The organism is Acinetobacter sp. NIPH 298, from assembly GCF_000369505.1.
Lineage (GTDB): Bacteria > Pseudomonadota > Gammaproteobacteria > Pseudomonadales > Moraxellaceae > Acinetobacter.
The window spans coordinates 229,914-247,083 of sequence record NZ_KB850054.1 but is presented as its reverse complement, the minus strand read 5'-3'; the positions used below and the strand labels follow the sequence as shown (position 1 = coordinate 247,083).

Here is a 17,170-nt window from a genome sequence, read left to right as displayed (position 1 = left end):
TTTGGTTTAATCCTCTAAACTTACTTTTGGGCAGCTTCGATTGATTTAATGACTTCTGCTTTAGCAACTTCAGAACTTTCCCAACCATTCAATTTCACCCATTTACCAGGCTCTAAATCTTTGTAGTGTAGGAAGAAGTGTTCAATTTGGCTGATCAACAATTGTGGAAGATCTGTATATTCTTGAACATCTTTGTACAATGGAGATAATTTTTCATGTGGAACTGCGATCAGTTTCGCATCGATACCACCATCATCTTCCATATTTAATTTACCCACTGGACGACAACGAATCACTGAACCCGCTGCAACTGGATAAGGCGTCACAACAAGTACGTCTAAAGGATCACCATCTTCAGATAAGGTGTTTGGTACATAACCATAGTTTGCTGGGTAGAACATTGCTGTACCCATGAAACGGTCTACAAATAACGCATCTGAATCTTTATCGATTTCGTATTTGATTGGCGCTGCATTTGCAGGAATTTCAATGATGACATAGATGTCATTTGGCGCGTCTTTACCCGCAGGAATATTGCTATAACTCATATCAACACTCGTGTATGTGAAATTAAATATAAAAAATCGGTCAGATTATAACGTGAATACAGTCAAAATGATGCTGTATATTAGTATTAGGCGTCATGAATTTTTATGAGCAACTTGATTTAAGTCATTTTAATGGTGATCACAAACAAAAAGATTGGACACAGTAAGGAAAAAAACCAAATAATTGAGCGTAAAGTTGCAAGATTGGCTAAATAACAAATTCCATAAATGACGCGGAAAACAATATATGCCCAGCCCAATGTCAGGATAAATCGCTCAGGAATCACCATATATTCCGCCATTAAAATTGCAGCGATAAATAAAGGTAAGCTCTCGAAGCTATTTTGCTGTACAGCATTTGCTCGTGCAGACAACCCTGTGGTTCTAGCCAAAAATTCACGAGGATTGTGATTGTCTTTTGCTTGAAAACCACCTTTTGATTTCGCAACCAAAGTAAAAACATAAGGCAATAAACATGCGACGATAATAATCAATATAATGCCGCTAATACCCTGCATCCTGACATCCATCATTTGAAGTTCTTCTGATCATGCTATCATAACTTATGATTTATGAAACTTTCATTTGTACTTGTTCAAGGTGCATTTGTTTTGGTACAAGTGCGCTGCTTGGAAGTTAGATCAAATAACATTGCTATGTTTTTATATTGTTTTAGGGTCGATTTATGCAACGCCAAGATCAAAAAGAACTGTTTGATAGCCTTGATCAACAACGCCAAAACCAACTTAGGGTTGATCGGGTCTTAAAAATTGTATTCCCAATTGTTGCTTTTTTACTCAGCGTGATCTGTGCCAACCTAAACTGGCAATCGACCTTAGGCACTTTTGTTATTTTGACCATTGCCTTTTATGCCGTTGGAATTAAGCGTTTCACTCTCTGGCACTGGTTGATCATCACCACGCTATATGTCTTTGTTGATAATTATTTTAGCTTTAACGGCATTGACCCAACGCGTTTACGTTTCCAACTCATCACCATGATCATTTTCGTGGGAATTGCAGGTATTAGTCGTCGCTATATCGATCGCTGGTTTCTGAAAAAATCTTCCTAGTCAGCACAACAACAATCTATAGTCATAAAAAATGCCGCAATTGCGGCATTTTTTATGTGCCTCCCTTTAAAAAGAGAGGCGAGAAAGACTTTTAAGCTGGTTTACGAAGATCTTTACGTAAGATTTTACCTACGTTCGATTTTGGTAACTCATCGATGAACTCAACATAACGTGGGCATTTATAGCCTGTTAAGTGTTCTTTCGCATATGCAATGATTTCTTCAGTCGTTAATGAAGCATCTTTCTTCACGATGAATAATTTAGGTACTTCACCTGATTTTTCATCTGGAACGCCAATCGCTGCCACTTCCAATACTTTTGCATGTTGTGCAACGACTTCTTCAATTTCACTTGGGTAAACGTTAAAGCCAGATACCAAGATCATGTCTTTCTTACGGTCCACAATTTTGAAGTAACCACGTGGATCCATGATACCAATATCACCTGTACGGAAGAATCCGTCAGCAGTCATTACTTTCTCGGTTTCATCAGCACGATTCCAATAGCCTTTCATCACCTGAGGACCACGGATTGAGATTTCACCTTGCTCGCCTTGAGCAACTTCTTTCCCATCATCATCCAGGATCGCAACTTCAGTCAACGGCAATGGAATACCAATCGTACCACTGAATTCAGTAGTTGCTGGCGGGTTTGCTGTTGCTACAGGAGAGGTTTCAGATAAACCATAACCTTCGATGATGGTTGTACCCGTCACTTTCTTCCAAGCTTCGGCTGTAGATGGTAATACTGCCATACCACCGCCCATCGCCATCTTAAGATTGCTATGATCCAGTTGTTTAAACTCTTCGTTATTCACCAATGCATTAAACAAAGTGTTTACTGCTGGGAAGAATGAAGGTTGGTATTTACGTAGTTCACCGATTACTGCTGGTAAGTCACGTGGGTTAGGAATCAAGATATTTGCTTGACCTTTGTACATGCCGTACATCGCACAAACCATAAATGCAAAAATATGGTAAAGCGGTAATGCACAAACAATACGATCGCCTTTTTCACTATCCGCAGCACCAAACTTACTTGAGAAAATGGCTTCACACTGTAAAAGGTTTGCCACTAAATTACGGTGAGTCAGTTCAGCACCTTTAGAAACGCCTGTCGTACCACCCGTATACTGAAGGACCGCTGTATCACTTAAAGTTAAGCTTGGGCGTTTATAGTTACTTGGATTTTCTTTGTTTAATGCGGTGTTAAATTTGGTATAACCTGGAATATCCCAAGCTGGAATTTGTTTACGCACTTTACGTAATACAAAGTTGACCAATGTTCCTTTGAGGGTACCAAGCATATCTCCCACTGTCGCAACAACGACGTGTTTCACAGGAGTCTTACCAATAATGCTTTGATATACACTCGCAAAGTTTTCAATAATGACTAAAACTTCTGAACCTGAGTCATTTAATTGGTGTTCTAACTCACGCGCAGTATAAAGTGGATTGACGTTGACAAGAACCAAACCTGCACGGAATACACCTAATGCAACCACTGGATATTGGAAAACGTTCGGCATCATCACCGCAACACGTGTTCCCTTTGCCAAACCTAAACTTTGTAAATAAGCTGCAAATTTACGACTCGCAACTTCTAGCTCATTAAACGTTAAAACCTTATCCATAAAGATAAAGGCATCACGTGATCCGAATTTTTGGAAATTGCGTTCAAAAATATCAACAAGTGAAGTGTTTTCAGCAGGCAGTGCAACTGTTTCTGGGATTCCTGTCTTTTGGTATTCAGCAAACCAAATCTTTTCCATAATGCCATTATCTCCGAGTGGTAATCCTTAAAAATGTAACAACGTTACTTTCCATGGCAAAACATTTTTATTAAGTTCTTGAATTGCCCTGTAGACCTATCCAAATAATATGAATACGTCATCATATATAACGTATTTGTATCACAGAATACCAGCCTTATCTCTGAACGAGGAGTCTATTTGCTTTTTGATATCCCCGTGGTAAAAGTTGCCCCTTTGTTGCTCTTTTTCCTATATATTTTTGGAGATCATCCCCTTTCAGTTTTAAATGCTGTTGTCCTGCAGCGACTTGGATTATTTCATCTAACGTCAAGGTTGTCATGGATAAAATTTGTTCTTTCTCCTCAAGTTGTATCAACTTGTTACCTTTACCTTTATTTAGGACAGGGAGTTCAGCCAAATCAATAATAAGTAATCGTCCTGCTGAACTTAGTATTGCAACATGGCTTGCCTGCTGAATTGGTAACAACGGTAACGCCGTTGCTTTATCTCCAACCGTTAAAAAGGTTTTACCCGCTTTGGCATTGGTATCCAATTGACCTACTTGTGTTTTAAAACCGTAGCCTTTTGAACTTGCCACCAATAACTCATTCTTGTCATCATCAACTAAAACTTGGATAAATGACACCCCACTCGCTGGTGCAAGTTTCGAGCTCAACGGCTCGCCCAAACCACGAGCTGAAGGTAAACTACTGATGGGTAAAGCATAACTCCGCCCTGTTTTATCCAAGAAATAAACGCGTTGATTGGTCTTACCCACTGCATGACTTAAATACTGGTCACCCGCACGGAAGTTGAGATTTGCGGCATCCACATCGCCCCCTTTGGCTGCACGGACCCAACCTGCTTCTGACAAAACCACCGTTACCGTTTCGGCTGGCAGCAAGTCTTGTTCTTTAATTTGAACCGCATCTGCTCGTCGTACTAATGGCGAACGGCGATCATCACCAAACTTTTTCGCATCTTCTTTCAGTTCATTGATAATCAAGTTTTTCAGTGACTCAGGATTTTCGAGTTGCTCGCGAAGGATAGCGGCTTTCGCTTCCAGTTCTTCTTGCTCACGGCGAATTTCCATTTCTTCAAGCTTGGCCAAATGGCGAAGTTTAAGTTCTAAAATCGCTTCAGCTTGAATTTCATCAATACCAAAATGTTGCATCAGCACAGGTTTGGGTTTGTCTTCTTCACGAATAATACGAATCACCGTATCAATATCCAAATAGGCAATCAAAAGACCTGCCAAGATATGTAAACGCTTTTCGATTTTAGTTAAATGGTATTGCAGACGACGCGTCACGGTTTGCTTACGAATCTCAATCCATTCCAACAAAATACGGCGAATGGATTTCACCTGCGGACGACCATCCGCCCCAATCATATTCAGATTGACACGATAGCTTGATTCCAAATCAGTCGTTGCAAACAAATGGCTCATGACCGTTTCTGCATCGACACGGTTAGAACGCAATACAATTACCAAGCGCGTTGGGTTTCTATGATCGGATTCATCCCGAATATCAGCCACCAAAGGCAACTTCTTGGCAATCATTTGATCGGCGATCTGGGTAACCACTTTTGAACCTGAAACCTGATAAGGCAATTCAGTAATCACGATTTCATTTTTTTCTATCGTGTAAACCGCGCGCATACGATAACTACCGCGCCCAGTGGTTTGAATTTTGAGTAATTCTTCAGGCGGGGTAATGATTTCTGCTTTGGTGGGTAAATCTGGTGCTGGAATATACTCTGCCAATTTTTCATCTGTAGTTTCGGGATTACGAATCAGCGCAATCGTTCCTTTCACCACTTCACGCAAGTTATGCGGCGGAATATCTGTTGCCATCCCGACAGCAATACCCGTTGTCCCATTGAGCAGGATATTTGGAATACGAGCAGGCAAGGTTATCGGCTCTTTCATCGAACCATCAAAGTTATCTTGCCATTCACTGGTGCCTTGACCCAACTCATTCAGCAATAGTTCACTATAAGCTGACAGTTTGGCTTCGGTATAACGCATTGCCGCAAATGATTTAGGGTCATCAGGTGAACCCCAGTTACCTTGACCTTCAACCAATGGATAACGATAGCTAAAGGGCTGCGCCATCAACACCATTGCTTCATAACAGGCCGAGTCACCATGCGGGTGATATTTACCGAGTACATCACCAACGGTACGTGCTGATTTTTTTGGTTTTCCAGTCGACTTTAAGCCAAGCTCACTCATGGCGAAGACAATACGCCGTTGTACAGGCTTCAAACCATCACTGATATGCGGCAATGCACGATCCATAATCACGTACATGGCATAATTTAAGTAAGCTTGTTCTGTGAATTCGGCTACGGAACGGTTTTCGGTTGCATGGTGTGCAAGGCTGGTCATTTCAGCAAGTCATCCAAAATCATTGTTATCGTCAATGCTTTGTATGCTATGTGGATGCAAGCGTTGTGACAAGCCCTTGTTGTTGTTTAAACGTCAAATGGTGTCTTGCGAAAAATTAATTATCTTAATTTCTCCATTTTTTATAGATTTCCATAAACTACAATAAATTCAGCATCGATTAGTTGCTCACTCCACCAATTGATTACTGTTTCCAAGAAATCATTTATTTGAGGGTTATTTATTTGAATTTTCTGGATCTCATTCAAAATAAATAGGCTCGTTTCACGATCAAAATAGTTATCACCACACATAGCAAAAGAAGATTGTCGATCAGAAGCTAATACCTCTTGGAAAGCTTTCAGGATGTAATCAAAATCTTTTATTGGAATAAAAATGTCATTTGTATTAGTTTTCTTGCCCTGAGATTCTGCCCAGACAATAAAACCTATTTCATTTTTAACTCTTTGCTGATTTTCACGTGTTGTCAGAGTTATCACATGTGACTTGATCTTTCGAATAGACTTTTCAACATCAAAATTAGAATTCTGATATATCTCTTGTGCTATCACGGTATTACATTTAGTCGCTTGAATCACTTTTTCAATATTTTCTTTATGGAAATTATTTACAGCGGCGGACACATTATTTTGATTTTCGTTTAAAAGCTTTATTGCATAGATAAGTGGGATAGAAAGTTCGTTTCTTATTTGTTCAATTTTCTCTCTATCCATTTTTAATCTTAATGCTCATCAGTAGACGAAGCAGACTCAGCATCATCTTCTTGATAAATGAATTTCGGCATCTCTAAACCAAAGTAGATCGCGATTAAACGCAAAGTAAAACCAAAGACTAAGGTAAAAATCACCGTTAAATCATGTGGCAATCCCACTTCTAAACAGACCCAATAACAAATCACTGCGACAAAGGAGATACTGGCATATAACTCACGACGGAACACCAAAGGCACATCATTACATAAGATATCGCGCAGAATACCACCCGATACGCCTGTTAAGACCCCTGCAACCGCAGACACCACGAAACCATGCCCCATAGATAGCGCAATTTGGCAGCCAATAATCGTAAAGCCAATTAAACCCAAAGCATCCAGTACCAAGAAGATATTACGGAGATGACGCATCCATTTGGCAATAATAATCGTCACAAAAGCCGCACAACAAGTCAAAACCAAATACTCAGGATGCTTGACCCAAGTTAAGGGATAGTGCCCAAGCAATACATCTCGGACTGAACCACCACCGAGGGCAGTGACACAAGCAATTAGTGTTACGCCGAACCAGTCCATACTGCGTCGACCCGCTGACAATGCCCCTGTCATCGCTTCCGCAGTAATGGCAATAATATAAATCACGGTCAGTAACATTTGCCTGAATCCTTAAACAAGGCGGAAAAGTGTGCGCTATTTTAAGACAAACTTAGATGAATTGTGCACAACATTGCTTAAATTTTTTCCCTGAGCCACAAATACAAGGTTGCTTCATGGTGATTTGCATATCTAAAGTCGGGTCAAGGAAATACCAAAGCTGTTGATGTCGCACAAAATGTGAAATTTCGTGATGAATATGAGGTTGTTTCCCATCATGGTTTTTATCGCGGTAATGCGCTTTAAACTCAACCAAAGAATGGGTTTTATCCAATTTTGGTTGATGTTGGATGAGTTCTAATTTAAGCCATTGATTAGACTGACTCCAATCGGCAATCGCAGCCCGATCTAAACTAGCCTGCTGCCCTAGAGCCGTTGTTTCAAGAATGTAATCAATTTGCTGTAAGGCAAAAGCACTATAGCGCGAACGCATGAGTTGTTCAGCAGTTTCAGCAAATTGTTGTTTCAAATGTAGGGGCTGACAGCACGCAGCATATTGCCCTTGTCCACATGGACAGTTTGGTGAGGAAATCATTTTTCGTCAGTTTTCTCTTTCGCAATAATGCGCACTTTTTCAATCTTGTGCCCATCCATCGTCACCACTTCAAAACGATGTCCGTCTGCTTCGACCATTTCACCATTTTCAGGTAACCGACCGAGATGGAATAAGATATAGCCTGATAAAGTGGAATACTCTTCACTTTCATCCACCAGATCTTTACCTAACAATAAGGACACATGGCGAATATCGGTTGATCCCTCTAATAACATAGATCCATCATCGAGCGTTTCTGCTGTTGCTTCCAGCTCATCTTCATCAGGGAACTCACCCGCGATCGCTTCTAATATATCAATCGGCGTTGCAATCCCTTCAATCGAACCATATTCATTCAATACGATCGCCATTTGTAAGGGCGCTTGGCGTAATTGCTCCATGACCATGAGAACCTGTGCATTCTCATGCACAATCACGGGTTCGCGTAAATGTTTTGCAAAATCAATCGAACCTGTTTCAATGTATTCATTCAACACTTTATGTGTGAGTACGACACCTTCAATATTATCCAACTCTCCCCGCGCAATAATCAAACGCGAATGTGTCATCGACATTAAACGGTCTTTTAATTCTGTTGGATTATCATCTAAGTCTAACCATTCCAATTCTGGGCGTGGTGTCATCACTGACTTGACTGGTCGTTCGGATAAGCCTAATACACCTTGTACCAAAACACTGTGATAAACCCCTGTATCCTCATCAAAGACTTCTTTGGCATAGGCTTGTGTAGCGAGTACATCCTCTGTTTCTTTGTGCTGTTCGCCAGCGCCTTTACTGCCTAACATACGCAATACAGCGGATGCAGTACGGTAACGTAAATCGGTTGTGGTCACCAGTTTCTCTTGATTACGGCGCATGGTCTGATTCACGGCCTCAACCAAAACTGAGAAACCAATTGCTGCGTATAGATACCCTTTTGGAATATGGAAACCAAAGCCTTCAACAATCAATGAGAAGCCAATCATCATCAAAAAGCCAAGACACAGAATCACCACGGTTGGATGTTTATTGACAAAGTCCATCAATGGTCGAGAAGCGATAAGCATGATCCCGATCGCAATCGTCACCGCGATCATCATCACGGATAGATCTTTCACCATTCCAACAGCTGTAATTACGCTATCTAGTGAAAAGACCGCATCTAGCACCACGATCTGAACCACCACGACCCAGAACACGGCATGTACAGGATTTTCCTGCCTTAATGCTTGCTTACCTTCAATCCGTTCATGCAGCTCCATTGTTCCTTTAAACAATAAGAACGCCCCACCAAACAGTAAAATCAAGTCTCGACCTGAAAATGCATGATCAAAAATCTGAAATAATGGTTCAGTTAAGGTAATTACCCAAGCAATAGATGCGAGTAACACCAAACGCATTAACAATGCGAGAATTAAACCAATTTTACGTGCAGCATTACGTTGTTCTGGTGGTAATTTTTCAGCTAAAATGGCAATAAAAACAAGGTTATCAATACCAAGTACAATTTCAAGCACCACCAAAGTCGCTAAGCCTACCCATGCGGCAGGATCCGACATCCATTCAAAAATCATAGAGCTGACTCCTCTACAAAATCAGCTTTAAACTGATCATTGAATTGATCGGTATACATAGCCCAAATATTTTTTTTAGAAAAAGAGAACAAAGCAGAGCGACAACAACCACTACTCATAGAGGTACATTTATGAATGAAAGGATTTTTAGTATAGGTAAGATTTCAACAAAATTCATCATTTTTTATATAGGTGTTTTTTTAATTTTTTCTAACAATAGCGCAAAGGCTTTGTATGCGAAATGTGCATAAAACTGTCATAAAAGTCATTTAACCTAGACAAGTACGACGAAAATGATAAGGTAAAAATAAAGTAGATGAATAGTGTATTTAGAATGACAGTTAAAAAAACCACTCCTCCCATAAAAACAACCCTCCCACTTATTGCTTTGTATTGTGGTTCTCGTCCAGGCAACAATCCGATTTACCGTGAAAAGGCGATTGAACTTGCCCAACACCTCTCTACACAAGACTTTGGTATTGTTTATGGCGGGGCCAGTATCGGACTCATGGGACAAGTCGCGGATACTGTACTGGAGCACGGCGGCGAAGTTGTCGGCGTTATTCCTGAGTTTATGCTGGACTATGAAATCGCCCATAATCAACTGACTGAACTGCATGTTGTTGCAAGTATGCATGAACGTAAAGCCCTGATGGCTGAACGTGCGAGTGCATTTATCGCGCTACCAGGTGGACTCGGTACTTTTGAAGAAATTCTAGAAATCGCCACATGGGGACAGCTCAACCAACATCAAAAACCGATGATTATTTATAACGTGAACCGTTTTTATGATGCCTTAATTGCTCAACTCGATCATGCAGTTGAAGAAGGCTTTTTACCCCCTCAACATCGTGCCAAAGTGATTATTTGCGAAAATACCGAACAAATCTTCAATGTGATTAAAAATCTAAACTCGCCTAAACACGTGGCAATGTAAAATTAAAAAGGCGGATCAAATTTGATCCGCCTTTGGCATTTTTGACTTAGTTTGAATTGACTTGGTAAATGGTGGTTGTGCCACTGACTTCATTTCCGACCACCAACAATGGTTTGCCATTTGGCGAGTCTTTTGCAGAAATAAATATTAAACCTTCTGGTCCAAGATCACCATGTGCAGATAATGCAGTCGATGGATCAGCCTGATCCCATATTTCACGGGTATTTAAATAATCTTGGAAAATTGGCTGTTTTGGATTGCTGACATCAAACGCCATCACCCCACCCATCCGCTCAAGCCCTAGGAACAAGAATTGTTTATTGCCAATCTTACCGATGGTGAGACCTTCTGGCTCTGGACCTTTGCTGCTACTACGACCACCCAATGTATTGCCTTTTTCATGGTTGCTGTTAAACCAGTCTTTACATGGAAGATTACGCGCCTTGCCTAATTTACATTGGTCACTGTTCAGGTATTGTTCAATAAAATCACCGGAGTCATAGGCGATTTTGACCTGATTTTGTGTATCCCAAATCGAGAATGAGCGAGCGCCGAGCAGATATAACTCGTCATACATTAAATAATCGGTTAATGGATTACCATTGACTCCAATTTTATCGCCCGCTTTTGAGTAGTACACTGGTTTGCCATTTTCAGTTTGATAACCTTGTGTCCACGTAATTTTTAAGCGTCCTAATTGCTTGTCATCACGACAATCACCTGCATCACCTTTGCTTGCACCACAATAACTAAAGGCGGTTGGATTCAAATGCGCCCCAGCGGCTAAATCACGTAGTTGTGCAGGTAGGTCATCGGCACAACGGCGATCAAAACCGTCTTTGTGTACCAGATGCTTGACACGCCACTCTTCAACAAAGCCTTTGCTATTGTCATTATCACAACGTTGCAAATTATTCTTTTCAAAGTCTTTAAGTTTAGTTAAGCCAAAGTATGCAGCTGTATTTTCTCCCCATGCACGTGCATCGCCTTCATTGGCAGAGATTAAATAGGTTTTTTGATCTGCGGCGGTATAAGCAGCCATGGCATCAGGATGATAAATCCCTTTCAACCCGTTCCAAGTCTTGATCATAATATCTTGGACGGTTTTCTTGCCATCAAAGTCACTGACATCCAAGCCATTACTTGAGTTTTTAGTTGGATCAAGCATCGACTTAAAGCCACTATCGCTGAGGCCATGATCTTTATAACCCATTGCCTCAATCGAGGTCACAGTGGCTGTCGCGATGTCCAAAATGGCAATGGCATTATTTTCTTGCAGTGCGACCCAAGCAGTTTTGCCATCATCAGAAACCGCAATATATTCAGGCTCTAAATCTTGAGCAACCGTGGCATTAGGTCCAAAAATACGCACACCTTTGGCAATCAATGCCTCTTTCTGGCTATTAAAGGCTTTAAAATCAGCTGTCTTGACTGTTGGCTTACTGATATCACTGACATTAATCACACTGATCGAACCTTCTGGATCAATTTGATAATCATCTGATGGCTCACCTTCATTGGCCACCAATACTGTTTTTCCATCAGGTGTAAAGGTCAACATATCAGGCAATGCACCGACTGGCACATGGCTCAATCGTTTTAGATCACTGGCTTGATAAAATGCCACAAAACCATGATCAGTTTTATTGGCTGCTTCAACTGCCAATGCAATAATGCCATTTTGTATGCTGACACTATTTACCTTTGCACCTTCAGCAATATCATCGACTGTCAGTGATTGTAGGTAAGTTGGCTTCGCAGGATCAGAAAGATCCAATACATCCAATGCCCCTATTTCAGCATTGACCACAAAAACACGTTTCGTTGCTGGATCATAAGCTGGAATTTCAGCAGCACTTTTAGCAAAAATGCCTGATTCATAGCGACTCATAAAACTGAGCTGAATACGCTCAGGCGTTGGTTCAACCACTTCAGGTTTTGGTTCAACTTCTTTGTTCGGTGTTTTGTTTTGCTTGTTATCATCATTACACGCCACCAACCCCGCTGACAGCATTGCGGTCAATACCACTGAAATTTTAAATTTCATGATCAAATTCCATAGATTTTGTTTTGTAGGGCTAATCTAGTATTCTGAGATGCAAGTTCGATGACACTTTTATGTCAGTTCGATGACCACTCTTTGACAATTTTTGTCTTTATTTCAATGACAATTGCATTAAACTAAAACGGATATTTCATCCACCAAGGCTCATGACAACAACCACGCATCAAGCTGTACAGCCCGAATTTCGTTTGTTGGTGTTATTGGTTTCCATTGGCTTTTTTATGCAGGCACTGGATACCACCATCGTCAATACCGCGATTCCAATGATGGCACTGCAACTCAATGAAAATCCATTACAAATGCATGGGGTGATTGTCGCCTACGTGCTTTCTGTGGCTGCGTTTATACCACTGAGTGGCTGGTTGGCAGATCGCTTCGGTATCCGCAATACCTATCTCGCAGCGATGGTCATCTTCAGTTTGGCATCGCTTGGCTGTGGTTTATCTCAGAATCTAAATCAACTGTTAGTCTGTCGTGTGATTCAAGGCATGGGCGGCGCATTGTTGATGCCTGTCGGTCGACTGGCCTTATTAAAACTCATTCCACGTACGCAATTTCTATCTGCCATGAGTTTAATGAGCCTTGCAGGTTTGATTGGTCCATTGATGGGACCCACTTTAGGTGGTTGGTTGGTTCAGGTTGCGACATGGCACTGGATTTTTTTAATTAATCTACCCATGGGCGTACTCGGCGTGATCATGGCACTCAAAATCATGCCAAATCACAAAGAACCCACAGTGAAATCGTTTGACCTGAGTGGCTTTATCTTATTAATCGTCGCCATGGTCGGGCTTTCATTGGGAATTGAAAATATTGCTGCACCACAATACTCAGGTGTCGTCAGTATCAGCTTACTGGTGATCGGAAGTATTGCAACGCTAGGCTATGCTTATCATGCACATAGCCATCAAAATGCACTGTTTCATGGACGTTTGTTTCGACACAAAATCTTTTCCATCGGTGTATTGGGCAACTTTTTTGCCCGTTTAGGCAGTAATGCCATTCCCTTTATTTTACCGTTGATGCTACAAGTCGCTTTTGGTTTTGAACCTTTCATCACAGGTTTAATGATGATCCCGATGGTGTTAGGTTCATTATTTTCCAAGCCAATTGTTCGCCCGCTCATTCAACGCGTCGGCTATCGCCGCTTTCTACTGACCAATACGATTTTAGTCGGCTTGTGTATTGCCAGTTTTGCTTTAATGACTGCTGCAACACCGCTTTGGCTCAAAATTGTGCATCTCTTTATTTTTGGTACACTCAACTCACTCCAGTTTGTGGGAATGAATACCCTGACTTTAAAAGACTTACCTCAGCACGATGCCAGCAGTGGCAATAGCTTCTTATCCATGATTATGATGCTCTCGATGAGTATCGGTGTGGCTTTGGCAGGAACATTGATCAATCTGTTTAGTCAGTATTATCCAACGGTCTCTATTAACACAGCATTCCATGCATCACTGATTACCTTGGGCTGTATTAATATCATTACCGCGATGGTATTTTGGCAAATTCCCAAAGAGACTACAGATAGCTGAAATAGCATCCACCTCGAAATCAAGTTATGATCATTATTTTAAAACCACTATAAAATTTACATGTCAAAATTGCCTCACAAACCATTATTCCAACGCCATAATACCTATCTCAGTATTGGGCTTGCGAGTCTGTTGGGTGTTTTGACATATTTCGGTGTGTTCTATCAGCAAAAAGCATCTGCACAAGATTATGCCATTCGTGGCTTTGATGTATCTCATCATCAAGGTGAGATTAACTGGAAACAAATTTCACCTGTCCAATATCAATTTGTCTATCTCAAAGCCACAGAAGGCGGCGATTTTAAAGACCGAAAATTTCAGGACAACTGGCTCAAAGCACGTGAACAAGGTCTACATGTGGGTGCCTATCACTTCTATCGTTTATGTCGCGATGGCAAAGTACAGGCAGACAATTTCATTGCCACTGTGCCCAACAAAACCGATGCTTTGCCACCTGTCATTGATTTGGAATATGACAGTAACTGTATTAATACCTATACCAAAGAGCAGTTACTCAAAGAAATTCAGCTCATGCATGATCAACTGCATCGACATTATGGCAAACAACCAATTTTCTATATTTCTAAAAGTTTTTATCACATTGTCTTGATGGGAAGTTTTACCGACACACCACTTTGGGTCAGAGACTATGACGGCAAACCTGAACTCAAAGATGGGCGAAAATGGTTATTTTGGCAGTATAGTCAAACAGGTAAAATTGACGGTATTGCAAAGCCTGTTGATTTAAATGTCTATGCCGAATCACCACAGCAGTGGCGTATGTTTTTAAAAGCACAAGGCATTCAGGATGGCAAATGAACTGCGTAAAATCATCCATATCGACATGGATGCCTTTTTTGCTTCAGTCGAACTCAGAGAGCGTCCTGATCTCAAAGATTTGCCGGTGGTGATCTCCTCTCATCATCCTCGTGCGGTGGTTGCGGCTGCATCTTACCCTGCTCGAGTCTTTGGTTTACGTTCTGCGATGTCGATGGGACAAGCAAAAAAGCTGTGCCCGCAAGTGATTGTGATTGAGCCAAATTTTGAAAAATATCGTGAGGTTTCAGTACAAATCCATCAGATTTTTCAACAATACACCACGCTGATTGAACCACTGTCTTTAGATGAAGCCTATTTAGATGTCACTGAAAATCTAAAAAATATCCCAAGTGCCACCGAAGTTGCGGCACAGATCCGTTCGGATATTTTCAAAATGACAGGACTGACGGCTTCTGCAGGTGTGGCACCGAATAAGTTTTTAGCAAAAATTGCTTCGGATTGGAATAAACCGAATGGCTTATTTGTGATTAAGCCCCATCAAGTGATGCAATTTATTCAAGACTTAGCATTGAGCAAAATTCCAGGTGTCGGAAAAGTTACTCATGAAAAATTAAATCAACTGAACTTGCACACCTTAGGTGATCTACAAAAAATCGAAGAAAACGTTCTTATCCATCATTTTGGAAAATACGGCAAACAGCTTTACTTATATGCACAAGGCATCGACCACCGCCCTGTCAAAGCTGAACGAGAACGTCAGCAGATTTCTAAAGAAATCACCTTTGACGATGATTACACTCTCGATCAATGTGCGCATACATGGCAGCCATTGACGACAAAAATATGGCAAAGTTTAGATAAAAAACAACTCACCGCACGGGGTGTCAATGTCAAACTAAAGCTCAAAAATTTTCAAGTATTACAACACGGAAAAAGCTTTAAACACCCGCTACAGTCTCCACAACAATTATTACAAGTGGTGATGCAATTACTGAATGAAATGCATATTGATCCTAACTTTCAGTTTCGTTTAGTCGGTGTGGGAGTCTATCAGTTGCAACCGATTCAAGAAGAATCTCAACTTTCCTTATGGTAATGTGGTTTTTTTACACAAAAGTACCCTTCACGCTGAAATTTATGTTTGCTTTTTATGCAGTTTTCAGTACTCTAGGCAACGCAGTGGCATTATCCATGTTGCTTGCTCTTGCTAAAGAAATCCTCGCTTTTAGCATCTGCTCCTGTGGTTGGCGTGACGATCAAATCCGAATATTACAGGGCACTTCAAGTGTCCTTTTCTTATTTCCCCAACGATAAAAGATAAAAAACCACCAATCCTACTTTTCTGTATAGAACTTCAGTTCAACTCATTTTATAAAAAACAACATTACATTTTATTTTTTAGCAGCGCTCTTTAATCAAAATGGAAACTTTTAGCAGCTGATTTAAAACAAAATTACACAGCAACTAAAGGCCATCAAGTACAATCTTATAAATACATTTTTAATTAGGTAGCATCTCTATGTCTGTGCAACGACTGCATGTCACTTCACGTTTTTGCGAAGTCGCAATTTCAGGAAATCTTGTTCATTTGGCGGGTCAATTGGCAGATGATACCAGTGTAGATGTGAGCGCACAGACCCAGCAAACCTTAGACCATATTGATCGTTTACTTGCTGAAGCAGGTACCGATAAGACCCATATTTTATCGGTATTGATTTTCTTAAAAGACATCGAAAAAGACTATGCCGCAATGAATGCCGTTTGGGATGCATGGATTGCTGAGGGACACCCCCCAGCACGTACCTGTGTAGAATCTAAACTATACGCCCCTGATGTCTTAGTCGAAATGACCGTGACTGCGGTACGCCCAGATTAAAATGATTTTGCCGCAAACACATTGTATTTCATCAAATGTTCAGTTTGCGGCATCGGACTTGAGATTGTGGATGTCGCAGAACTCATTGGATCAAATAAATCAGGGATCAAGTCCTCACGTAATTCTTGCTCAGTTGGAATACTGCTGTAACGAAAAACACGATATCCAGCCAATTCAAGTAGGCTGTCTTGATAATGCTTTTGATTCAGACGATTGACATAAGATTCATCTGCAATCTCAACAATCGCAAGCACCTGATGTTGTTGATCGAGCACCACAAAATCAGCAACCAAACCCTGATACTTACGTCGTGTATGGCTAAACTTAGTCGTAAGCAAGGCATCAAACGATACATGTGCCAATATCGTATGACGGTGCAAAACAGCTTGTAAACGCATTAAAGTAATTTGCTCAGCAATATTCAAAATACCACGTCGCTTTAATGGACTATCTTGACGCCGATTTTGATGTAAATGTCGAAGTGCAAGTGCTGTAATCAACAGCAAACCAACTATTGTTATGAAATAATACATTTCTAACTAATCCCTTTAGATTTTTTATAATCATTTTTGGCTTTATGCCAATTTTTTAATCAATAACAACGATAGTAAAGTTATTTTAACAGTTCAAACTTGAAGTTCTTAATCGGTCCTACCAAAGTCGTAAAAGCTTGCTGTCTTGTTATTTATAATCAGCATATAGCAAATATTCAA

At 40.7% G+C, this 17,170-nt stretch carries 16 protein-coding genes; 6 read left to right on the top strand and 10 right to left on the bottom strand.

The window, feature by feature from the left end:
* Nucleotides 1–20 precede the first annotated feature (20 nt).
* The gene (ppa, locus tag F903_RS03545; RefSeq protein ID WP_005194646.1) at nt 21–548 is read right to left on the bottom strand and encodes an inorganic diphosphatase; all 528 of its coding nucleotides are present in this window, start codon (nt 546–548) and stop codon (nt 21–23) included.
* A gap of 119 nt (nt 549–667) precedes the next feature.
* Entirely contained in the window at nt 668–1,066 is a 399-nt protein-coding gene (locus F903_RS03540; RefSeq protein WP_005194645.1) for an MAPEG family protein, read from the bottom strand.
* A gap of 167 nt (nt 1,067–1,233) precedes the next feature.
* On the opposite strand from F903_RS03540, the gene F903_RS03535 reads away from it, so the two are divergent.
* Nucleotides 1,234–1,620, top strand: a complete 387-nt coding sequence (locus F903_RS03535) for a hypothetical protein (protein ID WP_005194643.1) — start codon at nt 1,234–1,236, stop codon at nt 1,618–1,620.
* 91 nt (nt 1,621–1,711) lie between these two features.
* Here F903_RS03535 and F903_RS03530 read toward each other — a convergent pair whose 3' ends face one another.
* The 6 genes from F903_RS03530 to F903_RS03505 form a co-directional block, all read right to left on the bottom strand.
* Nucleotides 1,712–3,391, bottom strand: coding sequence for a long-chain-fatty-acid--CoA ligase (locus F903_RS03530; RefSeq protein WP_005194642.1), 1,680 nt, complete (start codon nt 3,389–3,391; stop codon nt 1,712–1,714).
* 157 nt (nt 3,392–3,548) lie between these two features.
* Entirely contained in the window at nt 3,549–5,768 is a 2,220-nt protein-coding gene (parC, locus tag F903_RS03525; RefSeq protein WP_005194641.1) for a DNA topoisomerase IV subunit A, read from the bottom strand.
* A gap of 140 nt (nt 5,769–5,908) precedes the next feature.
* Nucleotides 5,909–6,499: a hypothetical protein gene (locus F903_RS03520; protein WP_005194640.1), complete on the bottom strand. Its 591-nt coding sequence runs from the start codon at nt 6,497–6,499 to the stop codon at nt 5,909–5,911.
* An 8-nt stretch (nt 6,500–6,507) separates the two neighbouring features.
* Complete coding sequence (locus F903_RS03515) at nt 6,508–7,152, bottom strand: trimeric intracellular cation channel family protein (RefSeq protein WP_004668163.1); 645 nt, start codon at nt 7,150–7,152, stop codon at nt 6,508–6,510.
* Between the two features lie 52 nt (nt 7,153–7,204).
* A complete protein-coding gene (locus tag F903_RS03510) occupies nt 7,205–7,687 on the bottom strand; it encodes a YchJ family protein (protein WP_005194637.1) in 483 nt (160 codons plus the stop codon).
* Nucleotides 7,684–9,261 carry a TerC family protein gene (locus tag F903_RS03505; RefSeq protein WP_005194636.1) on the bottom strand — a complete coding sequence of 526 codons (1,578 nt, stop codon included), beginning with the start codon at nt 9,259–9,261 and terminating at the stop codon, nt 7,684–7,686. Before F903_RS03505 ends, F903_RS03510 begins: the two co-directional genes overlap by 4 nt.
* 316 nt (nt 9,262–9,577) lie before the next feature.
* On the opposite strand from F903_RS03505, the gene F903_RS03500 reads away from it, so the two are divergent.
* Entirely contained in the window at nt 9,578–10,198 is a 621-nt protein-coding gene (locus F903_RS03500; RefSeq protein ID WP_034594822.1) for an LOG family protein, read from the top strand.
* Nucleotides 10,199–10,244: 46 nt separating this feature from the next.
* Here F903_RS03500 and F903_RS03495 read toward each other — a convergent pair whose 3' ends face one another.
* Entirely contained in the window at nt 10,245–12,245 is a 2,001-nt protein-coding gene (locus tag F903_RS03495; RefSeq protein WP_005194632.1) for a choice-of-anchor I family protein, read from the bottom strand.
* A gap of 164 nt (nt 12,246–12,409) precedes the next feature.
* On the opposite strand from F903_RS03495, the gene mdtD reads away from it, so the two are divergent.
* From mdtD to F903_RS03475, 4 genes are all read left to right on the top strand, one after another.
* Nucleotides 12,410–13,801: a multidrug transporter subunit MdtD gene (gene mdtD, locus F903_RS03490; RefSeq protein ID WP_005194630.1), complete on the top strand. Its 1,392-nt coding sequence runs from the start codon at nt 12,410–12,412 to the stop codon at nt 13,799–13,801.
* A gap of 60 nt (nt 13,802–13,861) precedes the next feature.
* A complete protein-coding gene (locus tag F903_RS03485; protein WP_005194628.1) occupies nt 13,862–14,620 on the top strand; it encodes a glycoside hydrolase family 25 protein in 759 nt (252 codons plus the stop codon).
* 1 nt (nt 14,621) lies between these two features.
* Nucleotides 14,622–15,677, top strand: a complete 1,056-nt coding sequence (gene dinB, locus F903_RS03480) for a DNA polymerase IV (protein ID WP_171065201.1) — start codon at nt 14,622–14,624, stop codon at nt 15,675–15,677.
* 423 nt (nt 15,678–16,100) lie between these two features.
* A complete protein-coding gene (locus F903_RS03475) occupies nt 16,101–16,457 on the top strand; it encodes a RidA family protein (protein WP_005194624.1) in 357 nt (118 codons plus the stop codon).
* Here F903_RS03475 and F903_RS03470 read toward each other — a convergent pair.
* Nucleotides 16,454–16,990, bottom strand: coding sequence for a DUF2726 domain-containing protein (locus tag F903_RS03470; protein WP_004668153.1), 537 nt, complete (start codon nt 16,988–16,990; stop codon nt 16,454–16,456). The genes F903_RS03475 and F903_RS03470 overlap by 4 nt on opposite strands.
* Between the last annotated feature and the right edge of the window lie 180 nt (nt 16,991–17,170).